The organism is Paractinoplanes durhamensis (assembly GCF_016862175.1).
Taxonomy (GTDB): domain Bacteria; phylum Actinomycetota; class Actinomycetes; order Mycobacteriales; family Micromonosporaceae; genus Actinoplanes; species Actinoplanes durhamensis.
Genome location: NZ_BOML01000030.1, coordinates 56,997 through 83,848, shown reverse-complemented (window position 1 = coordinate 83,848; position 26,852 = coordinate 56,997). Strand labels below are relative to the sequence as shown.

Annotated in this window: 21 protein-coding genes; 8 read left to right on the top strand and 13 right to left on the bottom strand. The window is 69.8% G+C overall.

Features of this window, described 5'->3' with window-relative positions; genetic code table 11:
• Positions 1 to 61: 61 nt before the first annotated feature.
• From Adu01nite_RS17700 to Adu01nite_RS17690, 3 genes are read right to left on the bottom strand one after another with little or no spacing between them, the layout of a single operon-like run.
• Complete coding sequence (locus tag Adu01nite_RS17700) at positions 62 to 2,020, bottom strand: ABC transporter ATP-binding protein (RefSeq protein WP_203727983.1); 1,959 nt, start codon at positions 2,018 to 2,020, stop codon at positions 62 to 64.
• A 58-nt stretch (positions 2,021 to 2,078) separates the two neighbouring features.
• Positions 2,079 to 3,815 carry an ABC transporter ATP-binding protein gene (locus Adu01nite_RS17695; protein ID WP_203727982.1) on the bottom strand — a complete coding sequence of 579 codons (1,737 nt, stop codon included), beginning with the start codon at positions 3,813 to 3,815 and terminating at the stop codon, positions 2,079 to 2,081.
• Positions 3,816 to 3,817: 2 nt separating this feature from the next.
• The gene (locus Adu01nite_RS17690) at positions 3,818 to 4,420 is read right to left on the bottom strand and encodes a TetR/AcrR family transcriptional regulator (RefSeq protein ID WP_203727981.1); all 603 of its coding nucleotides are present in this window, start codon (positions 4,418 to 4,420) and stop codon (positions 3,818 to 3,820) included.
• Positions 4,421 to 4,516: 96 nt separating this feature from the next.
• On the opposite strand from Adu01nite_RS17690, the gene Adu01nite_RS17685 reads away from it, so the two are divergent.
• Both Adu01nite_RS17685 and Adu01nite_RS17680 read left to right on the top strand, forming a co-directional pair.
• Positions 4,517 to 6,760, top strand: coding sequence for a putative bifunctional diguanylate cyclase/phosphodiesterase (locus tag Adu01nite_RS17685; protein WP_203727980.1), 2,244 nt, complete (start codon positions 4,517 to 4,519; stop codon positions 6,758 to 6,760).
• 62 nt (positions 6,761 to 6,822) lie between these two features.
• Positions 6,823 to 8,481 carry a sulfatase-like hydrolase/transferase gene (locus Adu01nite_RS17680; RefSeq protein ID WP_203727979.1) on the top strand — a complete coding sequence of 553 codons (1,659 nt, stop codon included), beginning with the start codon at positions 6,823 to 6,825 and terminating at the stop codon, positions 8,479 to 8,481.
• Between the two features lie 3 nt (positions 8,482 to 8,484).
• On the opposite strand, the gene Adu01nite_RS17675 is transcribed toward Adu01nite_RS17680, so the two are convergent.
• Positions 8,485 to 9,501, bottom strand: coding sequence for a hypothetical protein (locus Adu01nite_RS17675; RefSeq protein ID WP_203727978.1), 1,017 nt, complete (start codon positions 9,499 to 9,501; stop codon positions 8,485 to 8,487).
• A 102-nt stretch (positions 9,502 to 9,603) separates the two neighbouring features.
• Between Adu01nite_RS17675 and Adu01nite_RS17670 the strand changes: the two genes are divergently transcribed.
• The 4 genes from Adu01nite_RS17670 to Adu01nite_RS48935 all read left to right on the top strand — a co-directional run bounded on the left by Adu01nite_RS17670 (position 9,604) and on the right by Adu01nite_RS48935 (position 12,734).
• Entirely contained in the window at positions 9,604 to 10,146 is a 543-nt protein-coding gene (locus Adu01nite_RS17670) for a GNAT family N-acetyltransferase (protein WP_203727977.1), read from the top strand.
• Between the two features lie 89 nt (positions 10,147 to 10,235).
• Entirely contained in the window at positions 10,236 to 11,420 is a 1,185-nt protein-coding gene (locus tag Adu01nite_RS17665) for an MFS transporter (protein ID WP_203727976.1), read from the top strand.
• Positions 11,399 to 12,151, top strand: coding sequence for an adenosylcobinamide amidohydrolase (locus tag Adu01nite_RS17660; RefSeq protein WP_203727975.1), 753 nt, complete (start codon positions 11,399 to 11,401; stop codon positions 12,149 to 12,151). Before Adu01nite_RS17665 ends, Adu01nite_RS17660 begins: the two co-directional genes overlap by 22 nt.
• A gap of 97 nt (positions 12,152 to 12,248) precedes the next feature.
• A complete protein-coding gene (locus Adu01nite_RS48935; RefSeq protein ID WP_369076822.1) occupies positions 12,249 to 12,734 on the top strand; it encodes a nitroreductase family deazaflavin-dependent oxidoreductase in 486 nt (161 codons plus the stop codon).
• A 186-nt stretch (positions 12,735 to 12,920) separates the two neighbouring features.
• Here the strand turns inward: Adu01nite_RS48935 and Adu01nite_RS17650 are convergent, their stop codons facing one another.
• The 7 genes from Adu01nite_RS17650 to Adu01nite_RS17625 all read right to left on the bottom strand — a co-directional run bounded on the left by Adu01nite_RS17650 (position 12,921) and on the right by Adu01nite_RS17625 (position 17,265).
• Complete coding sequence (locus tag Adu01nite_RS17650; RefSeq protein ID WP_203727973.1) at positions 12,921 to 13,352, bottom strand: SRPBCC family protein; 432 nt, start codon at positions 13,350 to 13,352, stop codon at positions 12,921 to 12,923.
• Positions 13,353 to 13,406: 54 nt separating this feature from the next.
• A complete protein-coding gene (locus tag Adu01nite_RS48500; RefSeq protein WP_275414663.1) occupies positions 13,407 to 13,541 on the bottom strand; it encodes a hypothetical protein in 135 nt (44 codons plus the stop codon).
• A 131-nt stretch (positions 13,542 to 13,672) separates the two neighbouring features.
• Positions 13,673 to 14,248, bottom strand: a complete 576-nt coding sequence (locus Adu01nite_RS17645) for a DUF1684 domain-containing protein (RefSeq protein WP_203727972.1) — start codon at positions 14,246 to 14,248, stop codon at positions 13,673 to 13,675.
• A gap of 17 nt (positions 14,249 to 14,265) precedes the next feature.
• Positions 14,266 to 15,300: an ABC transporter ATP-binding protein gene (locus Adu01nite_RS17640; RefSeq protein ID WP_203727971.1), complete on the bottom strand. Its 1,035-nt coding sequence runs from the start codon at positions 15,298 to 15,300 to the stop codon at positions 14,266 to 14,268.
• A complete protein-coding gene (locus tag Adu01nite_RS17635) occupies positions 15,297 to 16,085 on the bottom strand; it encodes an ABC transporter permease (protein ID WP_203728009.1) in 789 nt (262 codons plus the stop codon). The genes Adu01nite_RS17640 and Adu01nite_RS17635 overlap by 4 nt, the downstream gene beginning before the upstream one ends.
• Positions 16,082 to 16,870: a molybdate ABC transporter substrate-binding protein gene (modA, locus tag Adu01nite_RS17630; protein ID WP_379131850.1), complete on the bottom strand. Its 789-nt coding sequence runs from the start codon at positions 16,868 to 16,870 to the stop codon at positions 16,082 to 16,084. Before modA ends, Adu01nite_RS17635 begins: the two co-directional genes overlap by 4 nt.
• Positions 16,867 to 17,265, bottom strand: coding sequence for a TOBE domain-containing protein (locus Adu01nite_RS17625; protein ID WP_203727970.1), 399 nt, complete (start codon positions 17,263 to 17,265; stop codon positions 16,867 to 16,869). The genes modA and Adu01nite_RS17625 overlap by 4 nt, the downstream gene beginning before the upstream one ends.
• A gap of 101 nt (positions 17,266 to 17,366) precedes the next feature.
• On the opposite strand from Adu01nite_RS17625, the gene Adu01nite_RS17620 reads away from it, so the two are divergent.
• Positions 17,367 to 18,347: a methyltransferase domain-containing protein gene (locus tag Adu01nite_RS17620; protein WP_239132484.1), complete on the top strand. Its 981-nt coding sequence runs from the start codon at positions 17,367 to 17,369 to the stop codon at positions 18,345 to 18,347.
• Here Adu01nite_RS17620 and Adu01nite_RS17615 read toward each other — a convergent pair.
• Positions 18,324 to 19,244: a phosphotransferase gene (locus Adu01nite_RS17615; RefSeq protein WP_203727968.1), complete on the bottom strand. Its 921-nt coding sequence runs from the start codon at positions 19,242 to 19,244 to the stop codon at positions 18,324 to 18,326. The genes Adu01nite_RS17620 and Adu01nite_RS17615 overlap by 24 nt on opposite strands.
• Before the next feature lie 9 nt (positions 19,245 to 19,253).
• A complete protein-coding gene (locus Adu01nite_RS17610) occupies positions 19,254 to 20,063 on the bottom strand; it encodes a PrsW family intramembrane metalloprotease (RefSeq protein WP_203727967.1) in 810 nt (269 codons plus the stop codon).
• A gap of 841 nt (positions 20,064 to 20,904) precedes the next feature.
• Between Adu01nite_RS17610 and Adu01nite_RS17605 the strand changes: the two genes are divergently transcribed.
• The gene (locus Adu01nite_RS17605; RefSeq protein ID WP_203727966.1) at positions 20,905 to 26,814 is read left to right on the top strand and encodes an RHS repeat-associated core domain-containing protein; all 5,910 of its coding nucleotides are present in this window, start codon (positions 20,905 to 20,907) and stop codon (positions 26,812 to 26,814) included.
• Positions 26,815 to 26,852: the final 38 nt, after the last annotated feature.

Below are 26,852 nucleotides of genomic sequence, written 5' to 3'. Positions count from 1 at the left end.
GACCCGACGAAGACGGGGGCGGCCAATCGGCCGCCCCCGTCGCCTTTTGTCCTGCGAGCGATCAGTCGACCTCGGCCACGGCCTGGGCGAACTGCGCCGAGTAGAGCCGGGCGTACGCCCCGTTCGCCTCGATCAGCGCGTCGTGCGTGCCCTGCTCGACGATGCTGCCGTTCTCCATCACCAGGATCACGTCGGCGTCGCGGATGGTGGAGAGCCGGTGCGCGATGACGAAGCTGGTGCGGCCGGTGCGCAGGCTGTTCATGGCCCGCTGGATCAGCACCTCGGTGCGGGTGTCGACCGAGCTGGTGGCCTCGTCGAGGATCAGGATGCTCGGCTCGGCCAGGAACGCGCGGGCGATGGTGATCAGCTGCTTCTGCCCGGCGCTGACGTTCGAGCCCTCCTCGTCGATCACCGTCTCGTAGCCGTCCGGCAGCATCCGGACGAACGCGTCGACGTGTGCCGCCTCGGCCGCGGCCTTCACCGACTCCATGTCGAACGAGTCCGCCCCGTACGCGATGTTCTCCGCGATGGTCCCGCCGAACAGCCAGGTGTCCTGCAGCACCATGCCCATGTGCTCGCGCAGCTCCTCGCGCGGCATCGCGGCGATGTCCACCCCGTCCATGGTGATCCGCCCCGACTGCACGTCGTAGAACCGCATCAGCAGGTTGACCAGCGTGGTCTTGCCGGCGCCGGTGGGTCCGACGATGGCCACGGTATGGCCGGGCTCGACGGCCAGCGACAGGTCGTCGATGAGCGGCTTGTCCGGCAGGTAGCGGAACGACACGTCCTCGAACGCGATCCGGCCCTGCACCCGGTCGAGGCCGACCGCGGGCGGCTCCGGGCTCTGCTCGTCCGCGTCGAGCAGCTGGAACACCCGCTCGGCCGAGGCCACGCCGGACTGCACCATGTTGGCCATGCTCGCGACCTGGGTGAGCGGCTGGCTGAACTGGCGCGAGTACTGGATGAACGCCTGCACGTCACCCAGCGACAACGCGCCGCTGGCCACCCGCAGGCCACCGACGACCGCGACGAGTACGTAGTTCAGGTTGCCCAGGAACATCATGGCCGGCTGGATCATGCCCGAGATGAACTGCGCCCGGAAGCTCGACGCGAACAGCTTGTCGTTGTGCTCGTCGAAGGTCTGCTGCGCCTCGTCCTGCCGCCCGAACACCTTGACCAGCGAGTGGCCGGTGAACATCTCCTCGATGTGGCCGTTGAGCTTGCCGGTGGTCTTCCACTGGGCGACGAAGTTGGGCTGGGCCCGCTTGCCGATCTGGGTGGTCACCAGCAACGACAGCGGCACCGTGATCAGCGCGATCAGGGCCAGGAGCCAGGAGATCCAGAACATGAAGGCGAGTACGCCGATGATCATCAGCAGCGAGTTGAGCAGCTGGGCGAAGGTCTGCTGCAGGGTCTGCGCGATGTTGTCGGTGTCGTTGGTGGCCCGGCTGAGCACCTCGCCGCGCGGCTGCTTGTCGAAGTAGGACAGTGGCAGCCGGGACAGCTTGGCCTCGACGTCCCGCCGCAGCCGGGAGACGCCGTTCTGCACGACGGTCGCGATCAGCCGGCCCTGCATCACGCCGAGCATCCACCCGACGACGTAGACCACGACGACCCAGGCCAGCAGGTGGGCGAGCTTGGTGAAGTCGATGCCCTGGCCGGGGGTGAAGTCGACCGCGGAGAGCAGGTCGGCCTGGGTGTCGTTGCCGGCGGCGCGCATCGCGGCGATGGCCTCGGCCTTGGTCGTTCCGGGCTGGAACAGCTTGCCGATCACGCCGGAGAAGATGATGTCGGTGGCCTTGCCGAGCAGTTTCGGCCCCCACACCGTCAACCCGACGCTGGCGATGCCGAAGACCAGCGCGGCGCCGACCAGCAGGCGTTGCGGTTTGAGCAGCCCGAGCAGCCGCAGCGTGGAGCCGCGGAAGTCATCGAGTTTTTCGGTGGACTTACCACCGGCCATCATCATCCGAGCGGCCGGCGGCCCGCCAACGGGCGGCCCAGGCCTGGTAGGCGCGGTCATGCTGTCCCTCCGACACAAGCAGAGGCAAGAACGCGATCAAGACGCTCGCTTCGCTCGGTCATGCCGCGGCCTCCTGTTCAGTGAGCTGCGAAAGGACGATTTCCCGGTACGTCGGGTTGGTGTCCATCAATTCGGTATGTGTGCCAGTGCCGACCACTTTGCCGTCGTCGAGGACGATGATGCGGTCGGCGTCGCGGATGGTGCTGACCCGCTGGGCGACGATCACCACGGTGGCGTCGGCGATGTAGGCGGTCAGCGCGCCCCGCAGCGCCGCGTCGGTGGCGTAGTCGAGCGCCGAGAACGAGTCGTCGAACAGGTAGATCTCCGGCCGGTGCACCAGCACCCGGGCGATCGCGAGCCGCTGCCGCTGCCCGCCGGAGACGTTGGTGCCACCCTGGGCGATCGGCGCGTCCAGCCCGCCCTCCATCCGCTCGACGAACCCGCGGGCCTGGGCGACCTCGAGCGCCTCCCAAAGCTCGTCGTCGGTGGCGTCCGGGTTGCCGTAGCGCAGGTTGGTGGCGACCGTGCCGCTGAACAGGTAGGGCTTCTGCGGCACCAGCCCGACCGTCCGGCTCAGCAGGGCCGGATCGAGCTGCCGGACGTCGATGCCGTCGACCAGTACCTCGCCGTCGCTCACGTCGAAGAGCCGCGGGATGAGGTTGAGCAGCGTGGTCTTGCCGCTGCCGGTACTCCCGATGACCGCGGTGACCTCGCGTGGCCGGGCGGTGAGATTGATGTCGTGCAGGACGGACGCCTCGGCCCCGGGGTAGTGGTAGTCGACGTCGCGCATCTCCAGGAAGCCGTGCCGGCTCAGCGTGGTCACCGGGTTGGCCGGCGGCTCGACCGTCGACTCGGTGCCGAGGATCTCCTCGATCCGCTCGGCGCAGACCTCGGCCCGCGGGATCATCACGAACATGAAGGTCGCCATCATGATCGACATGAGGATCTGCATGAGGTAGCTGAGGAACGCGGTCAGCGCGCCGACCTGCATGTGGCCGGAGTCGATCCGGTGGCCGCCGAACCACAGGACGGCGATGCTGGAGATGTTCACGATCAGCATCACGGTCGGGAACATCGTCGCCATGATCTTGCCGGCCCGCATCGACACGTCGGTGAGCTCGGCGTTGGCCCCGGCGAAGCGTTCCTGCTCCCGGTCGTCGCGGACGAACGCGCGGATCACCCGGATGCCGGTGATCTGCTCGCGCATCACCTGGTTCACCTTGTCGATGCGCACCTGCATCGAGCGGAACAGCGGCCGCATCCGGCTGATGATCAGCGCGACCACCGCGATCAGCACCGGCACGATCACCAGCAGCAGCGAGGACAGCGGCACGTCCTGGTGCAGGGCGAGCAGGATGCCGCCGACGCACATGATCGGCGCCGACACCATCAGCGTGAACGTGAGCAGCACCAGCATCTGGACCTGCTGCACGTCGTTCGTGGTGCGGGTGATCAGCGACGGGGCGCCGAACTGGCCGACCTCGCGGGCCGAGAAGCTCTGCACCTGGCGGAAGATCGAGGACCGCAGGTCACGGCCGACCACCATGGCGGTCTTGGCGCCGAAATACACCGCGACGATCTGGGTGGCGATCTGCGCCAGGGTGATCGCCAGCATGAAGCCGCCGATCTTCATGACGTAACCGGTGTCGCCCTTGATGACGCCGTTGTCGATGATGTCGGCGTTCAGGGTGGGCAGATAGAGGGTCGCCAGCGTCTGGAGCAGCTGGAAGAACACGACGAGTGCGATGGTGCCCTGATAGGGCGCGAGATGGGCACGAAGCAATTTCAAGAGCACGTCTACTGAGCCCCCCGCTGGAGAAAGCCGTCTAGTAGGAGCGAGACCAATTCGGTCCCGCGGAAGTTGTCCGGGTCGCCGAACGGCCCGTACGTGTTGGCACCGCAGATCAGCAGCAGCATCTGGGCCACCGCCTCGGGAGTGCGGCGCAGTTGCGCCGCATCCGGCTCGATGACCTCGACCACGGCGTCCTTGAGCCGTTCCCGGCTGCTGTGCATCCGCTTGGCCGTGGCCGGATCGTTCTGCCCGGCCAGGATGAGCTTGCGCGCCGCGGTCATCAGTGCGGCGTTCTCCGCCATCCGGGCGTGGATCAGCTCGGCCGCCTCGGCCATCCGCTCGCGCAGCGGCCGCGCCGGGTCGATCGCGGCCAGTCCGTCCAGGGTCACCTGCGGGTCGAGCGCCTCGATCACCGAGCACACGACCAGCGAGTTCTTGCTTTCGAAGACACCGAAGATGGTGCCCTCGGCGACGCCGGCGGCCGCGGCGATCTGCCGGGTGCTGACGTCGAGGCCGTGCTCGTGCAGCAGCGGGATGGTCGCTGCGATCAGTGCCGCGCGGCGTTCCTCCGGCGCGAGCGCCGGAACTCTCCTGCGCCTGTTTTCCACGTACTGCACCCTAACTGAGCGAGCACTCACTCAGCCACTGACATTTGTCATGGGTGTTCCGCTCAAGTGGGCGGTAGCCCGGCCGATGGAGCGCTCGTGCGGCGACTCGAGGTAGACGATCACACTGCGGACTATTGGGTTCGGCAGATCCGGATCGGTACGGCCATTGCCGCTCTCGGCACCCTGATCGGTGCCATCCGGGTGGCGCTCAGCTGGGACGCGGGCAGCCGGTGGTGGCTGGTGCCGGTCTTCGCCGCGGTCGCGGTGCAGATCGCCGCGATCAAGCTGCCCTGGCGCCGGCTGGTCCGCAGCAAGCTTATTCGCCGGCGGTTGCTGCTCTGGTGGTTCGCCGAAGTGCCGATCCTGGTGCTGTTCGCGATCGCCGACCCGGCCGGGATGATGGTCTACCTGCCCGGCGCGCTGCTCCTGCTGATCACCATGGCGGCGCTGTACACCCCGCGTACCGTGCTTGTCTTCGGGGGGCTCTGTGTTCTCTGCTACGTGGTGCTGCTGCCGTGGCAGACCGGCGCCGGCCCGGCCACCACGTTCTTCCTGGGCGGCGAGTTCGCCACCCTGGTCGGCCTCACCGCGATCAACGCGCAGAGCCGGCGCCGCCTCGAGTCCCGCCGCCGGGTCACCGAGCAGCGCGCCGAGACCCTGCTCGAGGCGTCCGCCGACACGGTGCTCGCGGTCGGCCGGGACGGCACCCTCAAGTACGTGAGCGGCTCGATCAAGCAGTTGCTCGGGTTCGACGCGGCCGAGCTCACCGGCTCCCGGGTCGCCCAGGTGATGACCGCCGACCGGCTCGGCGAGCTGCACGACTTCATGAACCGGATGCTGAACCTGCCGATCGGGCAGAGCCTGCGGGTGGAGAGCCGGCTGCGCAACGCGGCCGGCGAGTGGGTCTACGTCGACGTGATGGGCACCAACTGGATCAACAACCCGGACCTGCAGGCGGTCGTGGTCAGCCTCCGCGACATCGGTGCCCGCCGGGAGCTGGAGCAGCAGCTCAGCCGGCAGGCGTTCACCGACTCGCTGACCGGGATGCCGAACCGGGTCCGGTTCCGCCAGCAGCTCGAGGAGGCGGTCGGCGACGGCGGCGAGGCGCCGGTCACCGTGCTGCTGCTCGACCTCGACGACTTCAAGCTGGTCAACGACAACCTCGGGCACAGCGCCGGGGACGAGCTGCTCACCACCATCGCCGAGCGGCTGCGCGCCCAGGTCCGCCCGGACGACGTGCTGGCCCGGCTCGGCGGCGACGAGTTCGCCATCCTGCTGCGCGACCTCGACCCGGCCGACGCGTCCGGCCTCGCCGAGCGGCTGCTGGCCGCCGCCCGCGAGCCGATCCGGCTGGGCAGCCGGGACGTCACCTGCTCGCTGAGCATCGGCATCGCCACCCTGACCGGGATGGAACCGGACACCGCCGGCATGGTCGCCGCCGAGCAGCTGCTGGGCAACGCCGACCTGGCCATGTACGCGGCCAAGCGGGCCGGTCGCAACGCGTACGCCATCTTCGACCCGACCATGACCATGTCGGTGCTGGAGGAGGCGCAGCAGCGCGCCGACATCGAGCACGCGCTGGAGCACGAGGAATTCCTGGTGCTCTACCAGCCGGTCGTGGACATGCACACGCAGCGGCTCACCGCGGTCGAGGCGCTGGTGCGCTGGCAGCATCCGCGCGACGGCCTGCTCGGCCCGTACCACTTCATCGCCGGCGCCGAGGCGAACGGCCTGATCGTTCCGCTCGGCCGGTGGGTTCTCCGCCAGGCCTGCGCCCAGCTGGCGCAGTGGCGGGCCGAGTCGCCGGCCGCCGCCGGCCTGCACGTCAACGTCAACCTCTCGGCCCGCCAGTTCCAGTACGCCGGGCTCGTCGACGACGTCGCGGCCGCCCTGGCCGACGCCGGCCTGGACGCCGCGTCGCTCACCCTGGAGATCACCGAGTCGATGCTGATGGCCGACATCGAGACCGCCAAGGACACGCTGCACGCGCTGCGCCGCCTCGGGGTCCGGCTGGCGATCGACGACTTCGGCACCGGCTACTCGTCGCTGAGCTACCTGAAGCAGCTCCCGGTCGACGTCATCAAGATCGACAAGACGTTCGTCGACGAGGTGCACATCGACGAGGACGACGTGGCCCTGGTGGACGCGGTGGCCGGCCTCGGCGCGGCGCTGAAGATGCAGACCGTGGCCGAGGGCATCGAGACCGACGAGCAGTGGGCCACGCTGCGCCGCCTCGGCATCGACCACGGTCAGGGTTACCTGTTCGGGCGCCCGGCGGAGCCCGCCGACATTGCTGGCATGCTGGCCGCCAACAGGACGGCCGACCTGGCCGGGGCTTGAACCGAACCCCGGCCGCCGCCGTGTACCTGTAGCAGGTAGTAATCGGCGGTTAGGAACCCGAGTTGTCCCAGATCAAGCACCACGTGCGCCGTGTCGGCGGCGCAGTGGTCACCACGCTCGCCGCGCTTCTGGTCTTTCTCGAACTCGTCATGCCCGATCAGATCGCCCGGCTCCCACCCGGCAATTTCTGGATGAATGCGCTGGTCCGCATCCCTATCGAGGCGATCGTCGCGATCGCCGTTCTGCTCGCTCTGCCGGAGCGGGCCCGGCGGATCGGCGCCACCGTTCTCGGCTTCGTCCTCGGTCTGCTCACCATCGTGAAGATCGTCGACATGGGCTTCTTCGCGGTCCTGGCCCGCGAGTTCGACCCGGTTCTGGACTGGGTGCTGTTCACCGACGGCTACCACTTCCTCGAGGACTCGATGGGTGAGGCCGGCGCGTTCGGGGTGGCCGCGGGGGCGGTCCTGCTCTGCGTCGCGCTGCTCACCGGCACCACCCTCGCGGTGCGGCGGCTGTCCCGGCTGCTCGCCGCGCACGCCCGGCCCACCCGGCACGCGGTCTTCGCGTTCGCCTCGGCCTGGGTCATCCTCGCCGTGCTCGGCATCCAGATCGTCGGCGGCATCCCGGTGGCCGGGCAGGCCGCCGCCGAGCTGGCCCGCGACACCGCGCTCAAGGTGCCGCAGGACATCGCCGACCGGAAGACCTTCGACCGCGAGGTCAAGGTCGACGCGTTCCGCAACGTGCCGGACGCCCAGCTGCTCACCGCGCTGCGCGGCAAGGACGTGATCGTCAGCTTCGTGGAGAGCTACGGCCGGGACGCGGTCGAGAACCCGGACTTCAACTCGGCCGTGCTCGCCCAGCTCAAGGCCGACGACGCCAAGCTGGCGACCAAGGGTTTCAGCGCCCGCAGCGGCTTCCTCACCTCGTCGACCGCGGGCGGCGGCAGCTGGCTGGCCCACTCGACGTTCCTGTCCGGGCTGTGGATCGACAACCAGCAGCGCTACCGCAGCCTGGTCAACACCGACCGGCTCACCCTGACCCGGGCGTTCAAGCGGGCCGGCTACCGCACCGTCGGGGTCGAGCCCGGTGTCACGTTCGCCTGGCCGGAGGGTCAGTTCTACGGCTACGACCAGGTGTGGGACTCGCACACGCTGGACTATCACGGGCCGATGCTGAGCTGGTCGACGATGCCCGACCAGTTCGTGATGAAGCAATTCCAGCAGCTTGAGTACGCCAAGAAGAACCGCGGCCCGCTGCTCGCCGAGATCACCTTGACGTCGAGTCACACCCCCTGGGCACCGCTGCCCACCAGCCTGCCCTGGGAGCAGATCGGGGACGGCTCGGTCTACGGGCCGATGATCAACTCGGCCGAGGGTGCCGGCAGCGTCTGGAAGGACAACGAGAAGATCAAGCAGGCGTACGCCAAGTCGGTGGCCTACTCGGTCGACTCGCTGACCTCGTACGTCGAGAAATACGGCGACGACAACCTGGTCATGGTGTTCCTCGGTGACCACCAGCCGGCGTCGGTCGTGGTCGGGCAGAACGCGAGCAAGGACGTACCCATCTCGATCGTCGCCAAGGACCCGAAGGTCTTCGAGCGGATCGCCGACTGGGGCTGGACGACCGGGCTCACACCGGCGCCGGACGCGCCGGTGTGGCCCATGAACGAGTTCCGCGACCGCTTCCTGACCGCCTACAGCCCGGCCGGCGAGTCGCACTAGCTGCTAGTCGACGGTGCGCGGCAGCGTCGCGGCGGCCTGCTTCAGGGCGGCCGTGGCGTTGCCGTACGGGTTGTAGGTGTACGTCCGGGACAGCGTGCCCGGCACCGTGAAGTACTCGGCCGACAGCTTCGCCGCGTCGGTCGCGATCTCGCCGCGGGCCGGCACGTCGTTCCCGTCGTCCCAGCCCCACGGCGCGTTCGCCGAGTTGGTGCCGCACGAGTAGGTGCCGACGCCGCAGTCGCCCGAGGTGTCGCCCTTGAACGTGCCGAGCGCCGCGAACAGGTTGGCGTTGCCGCGCTGCTCCCACATGCCACCGGCCGCGAAGATGTCGATCAGCTGGTACTGCACGTCCCGGTCGTCGGCGCCGCTCGGCGACTCGGAGGCGGTCAGCGACGGGTAGTAGACGATGCCGTCGCCGTTGATGTCGTACTGCGGCCAGGCCTTGAAGCCGTGCCCCTTGGCCTCCTGCGCGGTCACCGGGTGCTGGAACGAGTCGTGCGTGGACGCCTTGAGCTGCAGCGTCCCGTCGATCGTCTCCTTGCCGTTGGTCCAGGTGCTGCCGGCCGGGGCGTAGGAGTAGAAGTCGCTGTGCGCGACGGTGACGGCGGCGCGCAGTACGCCGTACTCGGAACCGTCTTTTTCGATGATTTCGGTGAGGCCTTCGCCGTCGTTCTCGTGCTCGGTCTCGAAGAACGGGTGATCGACCCAGTCGCGCGGGTGGTAGAAGAAGTACGTGATGAACCAGTGGCTGCTGGTCTCGGTCACCGAGTAGTAGGCGGCCGCCGCGGTGCTCTGCCCCGCGTGATCCCAGTTGTCGGTGCCGATGAGGTTGTTGTCGTAGTCGTACCGGGTGATGAAGTCCGACTTGCCGCCCAGCGCGTGGCTGCCGGTCGCGTCCACGTCCTGGTAATGGATCGGCGCCCAGCGCAGCGCCACCTCGGCGCGCGACGGTGCCGCGTGTGCCGGTGCCGCCACGATCAGACTCGCGACCAGCGCGCCCGCCGCTACGAAAACCTTCATGCCCGCTCCTTAGATAGACCGAGCTAAATCTATGAATAAGTTTCTTAGCTGTGGGCGCCCGGCAGGTGAAAACTGCCTGGACGGCGGACGTAGGCTTCCCTCGTGTACAGCGTCGATCTCGGGGACGGCGCCGCGCTGCGGCCGCTGGAGCCCTGGCAGGCCGAAGAATTCCTGGCCCACATGGACCGAGCCCGCGACACGGTCGACCCGTGGATCAAATGGGCGAGCATGAGCAGCGACCTCGACTCGGCCCGGGCCACCCTCCAGCGCTACGCCGACCTGCAGGCCGCCGACGCTGGCCGCCTCTACGGCATCTGGCTGGACGGCACCCTGGTCGGTGGCGTCCTGTTCGGCTCCTTCGACGCCGACCGGGGCATCGCCGAGGTCGGCTGCTGGCTGGAACCGTCGGCCACCGGCCGCGGCCTGATCAACGCCGCCGTCCGGCAGCTGATCGACTGGGCCTTCCGGGTGCGCGGCCTGCACCGTGTCGAGTGGCACTGCCGCCCCGACAACAAGTCCAGCTCCAACGTCGCCCGCCGGCTGGGCATGCGGCTGGAGGGCACCCTGCGGGAGAGCTACCCGTGGAAGGGCGTCCGGCACGACTCGGAGATCTGGGCGGTTCTGGAAAGCGAGTGGCCGGGGTAAGATCCCTCGCATGTCACAGACACCGCCGTAGGGCCTGCCGCCGCAGCGCGCGCCCCTACCCATGTCTGGACATTCCAAGGAGTTCCTCCATGTCTGCCCCCGCCGAGGCGGGGAGCTACCGTGCCGTCCTTCAGCTGCCGTCCGCGCTGCGCATCTTCGCGCCCGCGCTGGCCGGCCGTCTGTCGTACGGTCTGCTCCCACTCGCCCTCCTCTTCACCGTTCGCGACACCAGCGGCTCCTACGCCACCGCCGGCCTGGCGATAGCCCTCTTCGGCCTCACCTCGATCACCATGCCGATGAAGTCCCGGCTCGCCGACCGTCGCCCGATGCTGCTGCGCTGGCTCGCCCTGGCCTGCGCGGTGTTCCTCGCGCTGGCCGCGTTCGTCCCCTGGCCGGTGCCGTTCGTCGCCCTCGCGGGCCTGGCGGCCCCACCGCTGGGTCCGGCCATGCGCTCGGCGTGGCGCTCACTCACCGAGGGCACCGGCCTCAAGGAGCGTGCGTACGCCCTGGACGCCATCGCCGAGGAGACGCTGTACCTGGTCGGGCCGCTCATCACCGGCCTGCTCATCGCGGTCGCCCCGGCCCGCTGGGCGGTGGTGGTGACCGCCGTCCTGCTGCTGGGCGGCACGCTGGGCATGACGGCTTCGGTGCCCGCCAGGCCACTCCCGGCGAGTACGCCCGGCCGGATCTTCGACCTGGGCCCGCTGCGCTCGGCCCGGCTGTGGCCGGTCCTGGCCGTGCTGGTGATCGCGGGCGGCGGCATCAGCGTCGCCTTCACCGGCATGGCGGTAGCCGCCCAGAACGCCGGCCACCCAGGCGTAGCCGGTGTGCTGGAGGCCGGGGTGGCCGCCGGCAGCGTGGCCGGCGGCCTGCTCTGGGCCCGGCGCCGGCACACTCGCCCTCGGTCGTGGCACTTCGCCGGCCTCCTGGCCGTCTTCGGCCTCGGCCTGCTCGCCGCCTCGGCCGCCCCCGGCCTGCTGGTCCTGGGTGCGGTGATGGCCCTGGCCGGCGTGGCAATCTCCCCGCTCTACGTGGTCGCCTACCTGGCCGCCGACGACCTGACCCCACCCGAGCACCGCACCGAGGCCGGCACCTGGGTCAACGTGGCGGCCAACGGCGGCAACGCGGCCGGCGCGGCCTTCGCCGGCCTGCTGACCGACCTGCACGGCCCGTCCCCGGCGTTCCGCGCCGCCGGCCTCCTGTTGGCGGCCACCGCCGTGGCCGCCCTGCTGGCCGGGTTTAGGGTCGAACGGTGTTCCCCGACCCCACGCTGACCCGCCGCCGCGAGGGTGGCGACGACATCCCACTGCTGGTCTGGCGCCTACCGGCGCCGGCCATGGCGATCTCGTCGGCCACCCTGGGCGGCGGCGTGGGGGAGTGCCACTGGCTGATCAACGCCACCGTCCCGATGTCCTACGACCGCGACGACCCGGCCACCCACCTGGCCGAGATCGCCGCCGGCTTGGGCCTGACCGGCCGCGGGGTGGGCCTGATGACCGGCGTCGACGTGACCGACGTGATCGAGACCGGCGACGACGGCATCAGGCTGTGGGCAACGGTGGGCCTGGGCGCTCCGATCCAGGCCTACGACCCGGCGGCGCGCTCGGCGGCAACACACGCCGGCACGATCAACGTGGTGGCATGGGTGCCGCAGCGACTGAGCGACGGCGCCCTGGTCAACGCGGTCGCCACCATCACCGAGGCGAAGACCCAGGCCATCCGCGACCTGGGCCTGGCCGCCACCGGCACCGCCACCGACGCGATCTGCGTCCTCTGCCCACCGAGCGGCCCGGAAGTCCCCTACGGTGGCCCACGCTCACGGTGGGGCGAGCCGCTGGCCAGCGCCTCCTACCAGGCCGTACTCAAGGGCGGAGAGATCAATCTGACCGGCACCAAGTCCTGGAGCGAACGCCACGGTCATTGCGGAAGAAGCAGGGAGCGGCCCGCGCAGCGGCTGATCGCGGAAGCGGTGCACCGCGCCGGAGTCCAGGGAATTACGCCCTGAATTCGACAACCCGCCGGCTCTTGCCCAGCGGGCCGTCCCGACTTGACGGTAGGAGGTGTCGAACACCGGGCTACATATCGCGCCAAGGCAGGTGTACATGCCATTCCCGCGGGTACTGAGCAGGGCCGTGCGCGGACCGTTGAATCGGATGATGTTGCATCTCGCCGGTCACGCCGCCTTCGCCGACCTGGAGCACGTCGGGCGTCGCTCCGGAAGGATACGTCATACGCCGGTCCGGGCATTCCGGGTAGGCGACACCGTGGTCGTCGGTCTCAACTTCGGACCCCGGTCGGACTGGTTCAAGAACGTCACGAAAGCCGGCAGTTCCCGCATGCGGCTCGGCAAGGAGTATCTCGACCTGGGTGCCCCGCTTATTGTGCCGGCCGAAATCGGAACGCAAGGAATCCCTCGGCTCTTCCGATTCGGGCTACGCTACGTGGCTCGCACCAAGGACTGTGTTGTGCTGCCCATTACGATGAGCCGGCCGGCCCATAAATCGGGTCCGTGTCCTTTACTGTCGTACCGTCATCGGCACGACAGCGCGTCCGATACAGCGAGTCGGCGCGATCGCCGTCGCCGGTAGCGCTCAGTACGGTCCGGTCTTTCGAACGCCCTGGCTTACTCGTCGCCCCTTGGAATTTCTTCGACCCAGGCGGTTGCCGGTTCCGGTCATCGCCGGCCGCGTGGCAAGGAGATTCCCGCTCATTCGAGAAAGGGAAAAGGCGGATCCACATTCGCGGCCGGCACCATGCCCGCGTGTACGCCCGGCTCACAGCCGGGCGAGAACCTCAGTCATCTTCTTCACGGTCTCGCGCGCCAGCTTCTCGAACTCGAGCTTCATCACCGGGGCGGCCAGGACGGCGATCCCATGCAGATCGAGGTCGACGTGGTAGGTGATCTCCGAGCCCGGTCCGGTGGAGCGCACGGTGATGGTGTCGACCGAGGTAAGCGTCTTGTTCTCGCCGACGAAGACGATCGTGTCGCCGTCCAGGCTGCGCAGGGTGTAGGTGATCTCACTCTCGCGCCCGAACACTTTCGAGGTGTTGACCCAGGTCGCACCCGGCGCGATCGGTCCGGCGTCGGTGCGGACCGTCTTCTGCGTGGCCGGATCCCACTGCTCGGTGTTGCCGAAGTCGCTCAAATAGGCCAGCACGGCGGCAGCCGGGGCTGCGACCGAGAACGTGCGCTCCACTGATGTCATGGCCACAGCAATACCCGACAACAGGCGACCCGAACTCGTGGCTCGGTGCGTGGTCTAGCTTTTCGGCATGTTCTCCATGCAGGCCGCGACCTTCTTGGAAGTGCGCTCGACGGCCACCTTGCCGGCGACGATGATCCGGCAGATTGCTTCGTCGTCGGCGGTCGTCGCGACCAGGAGCGTCTTGGACATCTCGGCCTGGTTCTCCGTGAGGTAGACCGCCCGGCGGGATCGCCGCGTCCGAGGCTCACTCGGGGAAAGTTCGGCACCGCCAAGATCCGACATCGGCGCTTATCGGCGGATCACCGATAAGGCCGGCAATCTCAGTGGTAGGTGAGTTCGCCGGCCTCGATGGCTGCCGAAAGCCGGTTCTCCGGGGGTGCGAGGGGGCAGAGCCAGGCATCGTCGTACGCGCAGGAGGGGTTGAAAAGGTAGTTGAAGTCGAGGCGGACCCGGGTGCCGCCGAGCATTTCGACGCCGCGGCCGTGGGTGCCCTTGACCGTGTCGGTCAGGTAGCGGCCGCCGCCGTACGTCGTCTTTCCGCAGGTCGCGTCGCGGACCGGCAGGAACAAACCGCCGCCGTATGCCGCGATCCACCACAGCGACAGCTCGCCGAACGGGGTGGGCAGGATGGCGACCCGGCGGTAGTGGACGACCCCGTCCGCGCCGCCGGTGTCGATGTCGATCTCGCCGTCCGCCTCGACCGCCTCGACCTCGACGATCGCGTCGTCGTTCGGTGGGTAGTAGCGCAACCCGGTGAACGTCCCGGCCGGCACCGGTGACTGCGGATGCGTCGCGAACAGCTCGTCGCGGCGGGCCCGGAAGTCCTTGAGATCCACCGCCTCCAGGTAGTTGCGGGCGACCACGGCACGGTAATCCGACAGCTCGAGTGCCTCCATGCGGCCAACGCTATCCATTACGCGGGATAGGCGGTCGCTTCCGTGGCTTTCACGGTGGCCCACACCTCACGGCCGGGCTCGAGTTCCAGCTGCACAGCGGCGGCCGGTGTGACGTCCGCCGCTACCGCGAGCGGGCCGGTCAGCTCGATGCGTAACGCGTCGCCGTGCCGGGCCACCGACGTCACCGTGGCGGGCCAGGTGTTGCGCGGGCTGCCCTCGGGGCGCGCCGCGAAGAGCGACACCGCCGACGGCGGAAAAGCCACAAAAACCGCACCTTCCTGGGGTACGGCGGTGATCAGCGAAAAACCGTCCGGGAGCAGGACCGTGGTGCCGTCCGCCCGGCCGCGGTAGAGGTTGAGGCCGACCAGGCGGGCCACGTAGTCGGTGCGTGGCTGGGCGGTGATCGTCGCGGCGTCGCCGGACTGCACGATCCGGCCGTCCTCGATGATCACCAGGCGGTCGGCGAGCATGAGTGCGTCCAGCGGGTCGTGGGTGACCAGCACGGTCGCGCCGGGGAACGACGTCAGGTGCCCGCGCAGCGCGGAGCGGGTGTCCAGCCGGGTGCGGGCGTCGAGGGCGGCGAGCGGCTCGTCGAGCAGCAGCAGTTTCGGCTCGGCGGCGAGCGCGCGGGCCAGCGCGACCCGCTGGGCCTGGCCGCCGGAGAGCTGGCGCGGCTTCTTGCGGACGTGCTCGGCCAGACCGACCCGCTCCAGCCACTCCCGGGCGGTGTCCCGGGCCTGGCGGCGCGGCACCCGCCGGCAGCGGGGCCCGAAGGCGACGTTGTCGAGCGCCGTGAGGTGCGGGAACAGCAGGTAGTCCTGGAACACCACACCGATCCGGCGGTTCTCCGGCGGTTCGTCGTCGAGCCGGACCCCGTCCAGGGTGACGTGCCCGTCGTCGAGCGCGGCCAGCCCGGCCAGCGACCGCAGCGCGGTGGTCTTGCCGGCCCCGTTCGGCCCGAGCAGCGCGACCACCTCGCCGGGCGCGGCGGTGAGCTCGACGTCGAGCGAGAACCCGGGGTGGGTGACCACGAGGTGGGCGTCGAGGCTCACGGCGCGACCCACTTGTCGCGCAACGCGGCCAGGATGCCGATCGAGACGACCAGCAGGACCAGGCTGAGGACGATGGCGGCGTCCAGGTCCTGTTCCAGGGCCAGGTAGACGGCGAGGGGCATGGTCTGGGTGCGGCCGGGGAAGTTGCCGGCGAACGTGATGGTGGCGCCGAACTCGCCGAGCGCCCGCGCCCAGCACAGCACCGCCCCGGCGGCGACCCCGGGCGCGATCAGCGGGAGGGTGACCCGGCGGAAGGCGGTCCAGCGGGTGGCGCCGAGGGTCGACGCGGCCTCCTCGTAGCGGGCGTCGGCCCCGCGCAGCGCGCCCTCCACGCTGATCACCAGGAACGGCATGGCGACGAACGCCTCGGCGGCCACGACGCCGGCGGTGGTGAACGGCAGGCTCACCCCGAACGTCGCGTCGAGCCAGCCGCCGAGCAGGCCGCGCCGCCCGAATACCAGCAGCAGCGCCACCCCGCCGACCACCGGTGGCAGCACGAGCGGGACGGTGACCAGGGCACGCACGAACCGGCGGCCGGGGAACTCGGTGCGGGCCAGCAGCCAGGCGAGCGGCACCCCGAGGACCAGGCTCACCGCGGTGGCCAGGGTGGCGGTCAGCAGCGACAGGCGCAGCGCGGCGAGGATGCCGGGCTCGGTGAGGCGTTCCGGCAGGGTCGACCAGGGTGCCCGCCAGAGCAGCCCGAACAGGGGTAGGACGAGGAACACCAGCCCGGCGATCGCGGGGATCGCCAGGGCCGGTGGCACCTTCCGGCGTTGCTTCTTTATGGCTTCTGGAACCCTGCCTCGACGAGCACGTCCAGCGCGGGGCCGCTCTGCACGTAGGCCACGAACGCGGCGGCGGCCGACGGGTTCGGGGCGCTCTTCAGCGTAACGATCGGGTAGTCGTTGATGGCGCCGGACGACTCGGGGAACTCGATGCCGTCGACGTCGGCCGTGGCGGCCTTGGCATCGGTGCGGTAGACCAGCGCGGCGTCGACCTCGCCGAGCTTCACCTTGGACAGGGCCGCCTTGACGTCCTGCTCCAGGGTGACCGGGGTGACCTTGACGTTCGCCGCGGCCAGGGCCTTCCTCGCGGCGGCACCGCACGGCACCTGCTCGGCGCAGAGCGCCACCTTCAGGCCCGGCTCGGTCAGGTCGGCGAGCGTCCTGATGCCCTTCGGGTTGCCCTTGGTGACCGCGACGACCAGCTGGTTCTTGACGAACACGGTGGCTTCGCCGTTGGCGTCGCCGGCGTCGGTCACGGTCTTCATGGTGGCGGGGCTGGCCGACGCGAACACGTCGGCGGGGGCGCCCGAGGTGATCTGCTGGGCCAGGCCGGAGCTACCGCCGTACGAAAAAGTGACCTTGACGTTAGGGTTGGCCGTTTCGAAGTCCTTGCCGATCTTGTTGAACGACTCGGTCAGCGAGGCCGCCGCCAGGACGGTGAGGTTGCCGGAGACGCCGCTCGCGGAGGAGGCGCCGGCCGCCGGGGTCGAGGTGTCGGAGGAGTCGCCGCAGCCGGATATTGCCAGGGCGGCGACCATCGCCACCGCGGTCAGGATTTTCTTCACTTGTCGTCCCCTCGTTCTACGACCACCGTGGTCGACTTGATCACGGCCACCGCCGTCGAGCCGACCTCCAGCGCCATCTCGTCGACCGCCTCCCGGCTCATCAGCGAGACCACCCGGAACGGCCCGGCCTGGATGTCGACCTGCGCCATCACCGAGTCGCGGGTGATCGCGGTGACGATGCCGCGCAGCCGGTTGCGCGCCGACGACCGGCGGGAACCCGGGTCGGGATCGTCGGCCAGCGAACGGGCGAAACCGGCCAGGTCGGCGCCGGCGATGCTGCGGTGCCCGTGGTCGTCGCGGTCGGCCACCAGCCGGCCCGCGTCGACCCAGCGCCGCACGGTGTCGACGCTGACGCCGAGCAGATCGGCGGCCTCGCCGATGCGGTAGGTCGTCACGACGTCACTCTAGGGCCGCAAAAGCCAGCCAAGAAAGGCAGTCAGCCCCGCAGATGCGTAACCGTTGCACAGGTCCCTCGGGCGGCGGCATGCTAAACGGCGTGCCGGAACGGATCCATGAGGTCACCGCTTTCCTCGCCGAGGTGCTGGGCCCGCGAGCGCCCCTCACCGTGATCGTCGACGGCGGTGATCACGGTGCCGCCGCCAGCTTCGCGGCCTGCCTCGCCGCCGCCTTCCCGCCCTCGGCCCGAGCCTGGACGGTCGACGCCGTGCTCGGGCTCAGCGGCCCGTCCGGCGGCCGCTCCGATTCGGCGCTCAACGTGCTCGAACCGGCCGCCGACCGGGTGATCGTCTACCTTCGCAGCGGCCCGCGCGGCCGGGGCCTGGCCAACGGCGAGGGCGAGCGGCGGGCCCAGGTGGTGATCGACCACCACGATCCGGAGTGGCCGGTCATCCGGCACGTGCACCCGCGGCTGGCCGACCCGGAGAGGTGGTATCTGGCGGAGAGCCGGGCGTTCTTCGGCGCCCGCGCGGCCGGGTGGGACACGAAGTTCGGCGACGACCTCCCGGCGTACGCGATGGCGGTGGAAGTGGCCGCGCCGCGCCCCGGTGACCTCGCCCTCGACGTCGGTTGCGGCACCGGCCGGGCGCTGCCCGCGCTGGCCGCCGCCGTCGGTCCGCAGGGCCGGGTGATCGGCCTCGACCTGACCCCGGCGATGCTGCACGCCGCCCGGCAGGCGGGCCGGGAAGCCGTCGCCGACCTGGTGATCGCCGACGCCCGCCGGCTGCCGTTACCGGATGCGGTGGCCGGCCTGGTCTTCGCGGCGGGCCTGGTGCAGCACCTGCCGGATCCCGGGGCCGGCCTGGCCGAGCTGGCCCGGGTGACCCGGGCCGGCGGCAAGCTGATGATCTTCCACCCGTCGGGGCGGGCGGCGCTGGCCGCCCGGCACGGCCGCACGCTGCGCCCGGACGAGCCGCTCAACCGGGAGAACCTGGAGCCGCTGCTGGCCGCGACCGGGTGGAAGCTGCTGCGCTACGACGACCCGGCGGACCACTTCCTAGCGCTCGCCGAGCGCGCCTAGCTCGGCTTCAAGGAGGCCGGTGAGGAAATCGTGCCGGTCGCGGCCGAGGCCCCGGCTGGGGATCTCGGCGATCATCAGCGTGTAGAGGTGCACGCGGTAGAGCGCCAGCCGGATCCGGGCGGACTCGTCGAACGGCTCCGGGCGGTAACCGGCCAGGAACGGGTGGTCGGGCAGCTCCTCGATCCGGCGGAACAGGGCCGGCGAGACGAGATCCAGCAGCGGGTCGCCGTAGAGGTAGCGCTCGCCGTCGACCAGCCCGGTCATCGCGCCGTCCGCGCCGACCAGCACGTTGCCGTCCCACAGGTCGAAGTGCAGCAGGGCCGGCCGGGTCACCGTGGCGAGGACGTCGTGATGGCGCTCGACCACCCCGTCGAGCGGCGGCAGCGGGACATGCCAGTCGGCGGCGTCGGCGCGCAGCGCCTCGATGATCCGGGTGAACGCGGTCGGCCAGTCGTCGCCGGCCGCGCGATCCCCGGTGTAGCCGAAGTGCGGGCCGGTGATGGTGTGCACCCGGCGGACCGCGGCGCCCAGCTCGGTGCGGGCCCGGGCCGAGTCGGCGCTGGTCAGCGGCGATCCGGGGAGCAGCGCGGTGATGATCCAGTCGGATGAGGCGGCGAGCACCTCCGGCACCGGCACGCCCGGAGCATGCGCGGCGACCAGCGCGAAGTACTCGGCCTCGGCCGGGATCATGCCCGCTTCGTACCGGAGCATGCGCACCGACGCCGGCGGCGCCACCTTGACCACCACTTGCCGGCCGTCGTCGAGGCCGGCCCGCCAGACGGTGGCGAACGTGCCGCCGTTCAGCTCCTCGGCGCCGGTGATCCCGGCGCCGAGGCCCTCGGACACGATCGTGGCGATGTCCTTCTCGGACAGATCCAGCTGGGTAGGGCTGCGCATGAGGTGAATCTAGACCGTTACCGCCTGCCCGAACCGCCCGCCGAGGGTGTGCTCGCTGAACGCGCGATAGCGGGCCAGCTCGATGAACAGCCAGCCCAGGCTGATCGCCCCGAGGATGATGTACGCCCACAGGTTGGTGAACGTGTCCCAGCAGGTGTGTAGCGCCACCGCACCGGCGAAGGTCAGCAGGAACTGGACCGTCCGCTTGCCGGTCGGCGAGGCGATCAGCGCCCACAGCGCGCCCGCGGTCAGGCCGGTCCACGCGGTGTGCCCGGCCGGCGAGGTGAGCCCGCGGATGAACAGCGTCTCCTCGACGGCGCCGATGTTGCCGTTCGAGGAGAGCAGCGCGGTGAACGCGTAGCCCATCGTCTCCAGCGCGGCGAAGCCCATGCCGGACGCCACCCCGATGATCAGGCCGTCCGACGGCAGCCGCCGGCCGTGCCGGGCCAGCACCGTGAAGAGCAGCACCACCGGGACGATCAGCTTGGCCGACTCCTCGATGATCGCGACCAGCACCATCGGCAGCACGCCGAGCCCGCGCAGCGTGTTGTACTCCAGCGTGCCGGCCACCACGATGCCGACCACACCGCCGAAGAACGCCGCGGTGACCAGTGCGGACGCCGGCACCTCCCAGCGGCCGGTGCGGGCCTGGGCGAAGGTCAGGAAGGACAGCGGCACGACCGTGGCGCCGAGCAGGATCAGCGCCGGGACGAAGTTGGGATTCTGCGTGTGGACCAGGGTCCGCAGAACGATGACGTACAGAACCAGGCCGGTGATCAGAACACCGAGCCACGCCCACCGGCGAGATCGATCGCGCATGGTCGAAGTCTTTTTCCCGTGGGCGTCTTCGTCAATCCGTAGTTGTACTGATTCAGTGCGCGACGACCACCACATCGGTCAGGTCCTCGACCGGCAGCTGCCTCGGCCGGCACCACCACGTGCAGGGTCAGCAGCGCCGCCGCGGTGCCGGCCGCCTCGCCGTGCCGGGACAGCGCGAGCGCCGGCGCGTGTTGATGCTCCCTGTGCCAGCCTCGGTTGATTGATGTTGCTCAATGCCCGCCGTCGATCACAGCCCGGCCCGCACGTTGTGGGAATCGATGGATAATCAGTCGGCCGGCGGCTTGCGATGGAACGCGTCAGCCCTCGGAGTCCCACTGTCGGCATCGTGTGGAAGAACTGTCCGACTCGGATAGTGCTGGCCAGCCAAGCACCTTTCTTGGTGCAGATCAAGCGGCCGGGCACTTGGGTCGGCATCCAGGCAGACGGCCCGAATCGTCCGCGAGATCGTTGATTCGCCATACATCAAAATAAGGGTGAAGCCGCGCGGGGGATCTTCGTACTTCTCGGTAATTTAGATATTGACAAGCGTTATAAGCCAGGTGGAGTCTCGTCCCCATAACCGCAGACTCTCACGGGGAGAGTGGAGATGTTTTCTGTCCACAGTAGACCAATGATGTCCGGAATTGCCGCGATTCTGCTGGCGCCGCTGGCCCTGGTTCCAGGTGCCTCGCCCGCATCCGCGTCCCCTGCGCCGGTGCCCCGGCCCAGCCGGTCACTGCTTCGATCCGCGCCGACGTCGGCCCGGCGAACGGCGACCCCCATCGGGCGTTACGCCACGGCAGGGCTGTCCCATGCGAAGCCGACCGCGGTCCGGGAGCTCGTGAGCGCCCGCACAGCGTCCACCTCGACCTGGCAGAACTCGGACGGCAGCCGGTCGGTTCGCCGGTACCTGACGCCGCACTTCTACAAGACCGCGGCAGGCACATGGTCAGCGATCGACTCGAATCTCACGCCGGTCGCCAGCAATCCGGGGTGGTGGAAGTCCGGCGCGAACGACTGGTCGATGGCGGCCGGCCCGGCCGGCGCCCTGAACTTCACGGTCGGCAAGCACAACTTCGGGTTCGTGCCCCAGGGCGTCACCGACCCGAGCCGTGCGGCGGTGGTGTCCGGCGCGTCCGTCGCCTACCGCGGGCTCTGGGCGCAGACCGACCTCACCGAGCTGGTCACCGCCGGGGCGGTGAAGGAAGACCTGGTCGTCGCCGCCCCGGGCGCACCGTCGAGCTTCTCGTTCCGGCTGAACGGAGCCACCGCGACCGCCAACCGGAGCGGCGGTCTCGACCTGGTGGCCGGTGGTGCTCGGGTCGGCTCGGTGCCGGCGCCGACAGTGTCCATCGCCGCCGGCGCGTCGCTCGATCAGACCAAGGCCGCGCAGGTCCGGCTGACCGTTGCCGGTGACCTCGTGTCGATCTCGGTGTCCGCGCGATGGCTGGCCACGTTGCCTCCCGCCGCCTATCCGTTGGTCATCGACCCGAGCTATGCGGCCCTCTCCTTCGCGAGCACCTGGACCATCTCGAGCGTCAGTGACGGCGGCCAGGTTGCGAACGGCGTCATGCAGATCGGGCAGGACGCGGCCGGCGCCAACTGGCGCGCCCAGACGTACGTTCCGGCCCCCACCGCGCCCACGACGGCGCCCGGCGACCAGCCCTGGCAGTTCGCCGGTGTTTATCTTTCGCTGAACTGCGACTGCAAGGTGACTAACGCCCCGATCTACGGATTGCCCGGCAGTTCCACCTTCTCCGGTATCGCCGCCGGCCAGCTCATCTACACCGACGCCGGCCCGCAGTCGACCGTCGACATGCAACCCTCGGTCGGCTGGGACAACTGGTCTTACCTCGCGAGCCGTTCCGACGGCTGGTGGTTCGGCCTGGGCACGCCGAGCGCGGTCAACGCGACCAGCGGCGGAAACCTCGGCACATTCAACCCGAGCTACATGTTCTTCATGTCGGTGTATTACCAGCAGCCGCATCCGACGGTGATCAGCTCGCCGGCCGACGGCAGCATCGTCTCCACCACCGACACCACGCTGACCGCTGCGCGGGTCACCGACGACAACGCGAACGACAACGGCACGATCTTCTACGACTTCCGGGTGTCGACGTCGGCGGACGGCACCGGCGCGGTGGTCGACTCGGGGTGGATCTCGGGTGGCGTGGCTCCGGGGGACCCCGTCAACTGGACGGTGCCGCCAGGCAGCTTGAAGGACGGCGTCACCTACTACGCCAAGGTGCTCAGCTCGATCACCCCGATCTACGCCGGCGACCCGAACTTCACCGGCAACCTGAAACCCTCGTCGTCGTCCGCCGTCAGCTTCCAGGTGAAACGGCGGCTTGACGCGGGCGGGCCGGCTCCGACCGACACCGTCGGATCACCGCCCAACGGCACCACCGAGCCGAGTAAGGGCCTTCCGTCGCCGGGCGTACCGACCGCGAGCGAGACGGTCAACATGGTGAACGGCAACCTCGCCGTCACGGTCGGTACCGCCGGCATGCAGACCGTGTCCGGCAGCGCCGGTATCGCCCTGAGCTACAACTCGGCCCAGTCCTCCATCGCCCGGGGCGGCAACTACGGGCTGACCGGTCAGTACTTCGCCGACAGCGGCACGCACACGTTCACCGGCTCGGCGGTCGGGCAGCGCGCCGACGCCTCGATCAACGCGAGTTGGAAGGGTGGCCGTGGCAACACTCCGGTCGGCGGCCTCGGCGGGACCGCCACCAGCGACGCGCCGTTCCTGACCCGGTGGACCGGGGTGCTCAGCCTGCCCGCCGGCACCTGGCAGCTGGGCGGAATCAGCACCGGCGGCATCCGGGTCTACCTCAACGGCTCGGCCACTCCCAGCTACGACGATTGGGCCGGGACGGCGAGCGCGATCGCCCCGGCGTACGGGACGGCCACGGCCGCCGGGTCGCAGACCTACCAGATCGAGGTCGACAGCTGGGTCCTCGGCCAGAGCGGCAAGACCGACACCGTCCAGCTGTGGGCCAAGAACACGCAGATCACCGGCTCGACCACGACCAATGCGTGGGTGGTGCCGAGCAGTTGGCTGACTCCGGCGACCAATGGCGTCCCGGCCGGCTGGAGCCTGCAGGCCAACCCGGCCACGGCGCAGTGGATCCGGGTTGACGACGAGGGCAGCCAGGTCGTGATCCAGGGTGCCTCCGGGAACACGGCGACGTTCACCCGCCAGGCGGCCGGCCACTACCGATCGCAGCCCGGCAACAACGACCACCTCAACGTCGACGGCAACGGACGCCTGCAGCTGGCGACCGCCGACAACCAGCTTTACACCTTCAACGCCGACGGCAGCGTGGCCGCCATGACCGGCGCCACCGACGACCGGCACCCGGCCGCGTTGCAGTACACGTACTCCGGCACCCCCGCACTGCTGCGCGGCATCACCGACCCGGTCTCCGGCCGGACGGTCACGCTTTCGTACGGCGGTGATACGGCCTGCCCGGGCACCGCCCCGGCACCCGCCGGCATGCTGTGCAAGGCCGCGGCCTGGGACGGCACCGCCACCACGTTCGGGTACAACGGCACCGGCCAGCTCGCCTCGGTGACCAACCCGGCCGGGCAGAACATCCTGCTCGCCTACGACAGCGACAACCGGCTCGCCGACATCCGCGACGCCTTGGCCGACGGCTACGTCAACGCGGGCAACGCCGCCGGGACCCCACTCGCCTGCCCGGCCAACACGACCGGGCTGTCCGTCACGCCGGTTGACACGCAGATCTGCTACGACACCAAGGGCCGGGTAGGCACGGTCGTCCAGCCCGCACCGACCGCCGGTGCGGCCCGGCCCGGCCGCATCTACACCTACGCGACCGACCACACCGATGCGGCGATCGTCGGCTTCCAGCCCAGCTCGGGCTACGCGTCGCGGATCACCTACGACACCCAGGGACGCATCACGGGGCAGAACAACTCGGGCGGCGGCACCACCACGACGGTCTGGGCGAACGCCACGGCGGCCGGCCAGAGCTGCGCGACGACGTGCGGCACCGACCAGCCGATCGTCACCGTCACCCCGGACGGCGAGCAGACCAGCACGGTCTACGACGCCGACGGTGACGCCACCGACACGTACGGCCCCGCCCCGGTGGCCTGCTTCGGGGGCGGCTGGCCGGCCGGCGCCACCGCGGCCGGTGCGGCCCAGGGCTACCTGCCCGTGAGCGACCCGCAAGGAACCGCGGGCTGCGGGGTGGCGGTGCCGCACACCCACCATGGATACGACGAGGGGCTGACCGGACTCGCCGCCAGTTTCTGGGCGAACGGGCAGGCCGCCGGTCCGGTGGCGGTGCACGCCGCCGGTCCGGGCGGCACGCAGCCGCAAGCCCTGTGCGGGGCCACCAGCGGCCGGCTGTGCGCGCACTGGAACGCTGGTTCCCCGCCGATCGGCTCCGACGCCGCCGGCCAGTGGACCCTGCGGCTGACCGGCACCATCGGGGTCGCCTCCGCGGGCACCTACACTTTCGGCGTCAGCAGCAGTCAGGCCGTCACTGTCGCGGTCGACGCCGTCCCGGTCGCCCACGACGGCCCGGACGTCAGCGGCTTCACCGCCGGTCAGACCCGAACGACGACGGCGAGCGGCGGCACCGAGCTCGCCGGTGGCCTCCACGCCGTACAGGTCGACTTCCAGGGGTCGGCGACCCAGCTCAACGAGTTCGCCGTCACGATGGCCGGAGCGGTCGTCGCCAACGCCGTCCTCGACCCCGGATACCGGCTCGAGACCAGCACCACCGACCCCGACGGCGTAGTCACCACCACCGGCTACTCCGACGGCACGGCAGGGCCGCAGTACGGCTTGGCCACCTCGATCACGGTCGGCGGACTGACCACCACCACGGCCTACGAGCCGCTGGGCACCTCCACCTACCTGCGCAAGATCAGCCGTACGCTCCCGGCCGGCAATGCCACGACGTACGCCTACTATTCCGGCACCGAAGGTCCGCTTGCGGCAGCTTGCGGCGTCGCCGCCGGCACGCCGCAAGGCGGGCAGCTGAAGTCCCAGACCGATCCGGCCCGCGTGCAGCAGTTCGTCTACGACGCAGCTGGGCGTCAGGTGGGGCGGCGCATCGGCAGCGAAGCCTGGCAATGCACCGCCTACGACGCGATCGGGCGCGTGACCGGCCGGTCATGGCCGGCGACCAGTAGCGCATCCGCCCGTACGAGCACCTACACCTTCAACGTCGGCGGCAACCCGCTGGTCTCCAGCGTGACCGACACCGGCGGCACCATCACCACCCAGGTCGACCTGCTCGGCCGACTCGTCAGCTACACCGACGCCAACGGGCAGACCAGCACGACGACTTACAACCAGTCCGGGCAGGTCACCGGCACATCGGGTCCGCAGGGCACGATCACCAAGACCTACGATCCGAACAGTGGCAACCCGGCCACCGTCACCGCCGACGGCACGCTGGTGGCGACCTCGCACTACGACGGCGCCACCGAGCACCTGACCAGCGTCACCTACGGCAACGGGACGAACGCGACGATCGGATACGACGGTCTCGGCACCCAGAACAGCCTGGTCTTCACCACCGGCAGCGGCACCCTGGTCGCCGGGAACAAGACCACCCTGTCACCGGCCCGGCGGGTCACCACCGAACTGGAGGACATCAACGGCACCGGCCTGACCAACCCGAACCCGGCCGGTTCGACCGCCACCACCTACACGTACGACGGCGCCGGGCGGCTGGTCACCGCCTACCTGCCGAGCGCATCGGCGACGTACGGCTACGCCGCCGGCAGCTGTGCCAACGCCAACGCGGGTGCCAACACCAACCGCTCAAGCGTCACGATCACGCCGACCGGCGGAAGCGCGAGCAGCACGAACTACTGCTACAACAGTGCCGACCAGATCGTCTCCTCGAGCACGAGCGCGGGCACCAACAGCCAATACGCGTACGACGCGCACGGCAACCAGCTCAACGACGCCGGCACTACCCTCACCTGGGATGCCGCCGACCGGCTGGCCACCACCACCGCGTCGGGGGCGACCACCGGTTACACCTACGACGCACTCGACCGGGTGATAGGCCACGCGACGTCCACCACCACGGTGCACTACGCCTTCGGCGGCTACTCGGACGCTCCCGTCGCCGTGCTCAGCGCGAGCAATGCCGTACTGCAGAAACTCGTCAACCTGCCCGGCGGGGTCCTGCTCACCGCGCAGGCCGCCGGCAACGTCTGGTCCTATCCGGACCTGCACGGCAACTACACCGTTACCACCGACAACGCCGGCGCGCGCCAGACCGGACCCATCACCTACGACCCCTGGGGGCAGCCCACCGCGACCGGCTCGACGCTCGCCAACGCCGCGGGTGGCAACACCCTGACCACGTTCGGTTCCAGCAGCAAACTCACCGACAACGTCACCGGTATCGCCATCCTCGGCGCCCGGGCCTACCAGCGATCGGAGGGGCGTTTCCTGAGCGTCGACCCGATCGACGGCGGCTGCGCGAACAACTACACCTACGTCAACGGCGACCCGTTCAGTACCAACGACCTCACCGGCCAGAAGTGCTCGGGCGGACAGATCTTCGGCATCACCCTCGGCATCGGAGCGGCAGCGGAGACCGGCGGACAAATCGCTGAAGGCACTCACAAGCTGTACAAAATCGGAACGGCTGCGGCTCGGGGCGCGGCCGGCGCGGCCGGCATCATCGAGGCCGGGCTCGGCCTCATCATCGGTTATCTCATCTACCACCTGGCTACGGGATGTAAATAAGTGATAACTCCTCTGGTTCAGATCACGGTCTTCGCCAT

Bases quoted from the DNA above. Each gene is read 5' to 3' on its own strand.
- Adu01nite_RS17610 (WP_203727967.1), bottom strand. From the start codon at position 20,063: ATGCGCGATCGATCTCGCCGGTGGGCGTGGCTCGGTGTTCTGATCACC.
- Adu01nite_RS17615 (WP_203727968.1), bottom strand. From the start codon at position 19,244: ATGCGCAGCCCTACCCAGCTGGATCTGTCCGAGAAGGACATCGCCACG.
- Adu01nite_RS17700 (WP_203727983.1), bottom strand. From the start codon at position 2,020: ATGACCGCGCCTACCAGGCCTGGGCCGCCCGTTGGCGGGCCGCCGGCC.
- Adu01nite_RS17665 (WP_203727976.1), top strand. From the start codon at position 10,236: ATGTCTGCCCCCGCCGAGGCGGGGAGCTACCGTGCCGTCCTTCAGCTG.
- Adu01nite_RS17675 (WP_203727978.1), bottom strand. From the start codon at position 9,501: ATGAAGGTTTTCGTAGCGGCGGGCGCGCTGGTCGCGAGTCTGATCGTG.
- Adu01nite_RS17650 (WP_203727973.1), bottom strand. From the start codon at position 13,352: ATGACATCAGTGGAGCGCACGTTCTCGGTCGCAGCCCCGGCTGCCGCC.
- Adu01nite_RS48500 (WP_275414663.1), bottom strand. From the start codon at position 13,541: ATGTCCAAGACGCTCCTGGTCGCGACGACCGCCGACGACGAAGCAATC.
- Adu01nite_RS17645 (WP_203727972.1), bottom strand. From the start codon at position 14,248: ATGGAGGCACTCGAGCTGTCGGATTACCGTGCCGTGGTCGCCCGCAAC.
- Adu01nite_RS48935 (WP_369076822.1), top strand. From the start codon at position 12,249: ATGCCATTCCCGCGGGTACTGAGCAGGGCCGTGCGCGGACCGTTGAAT.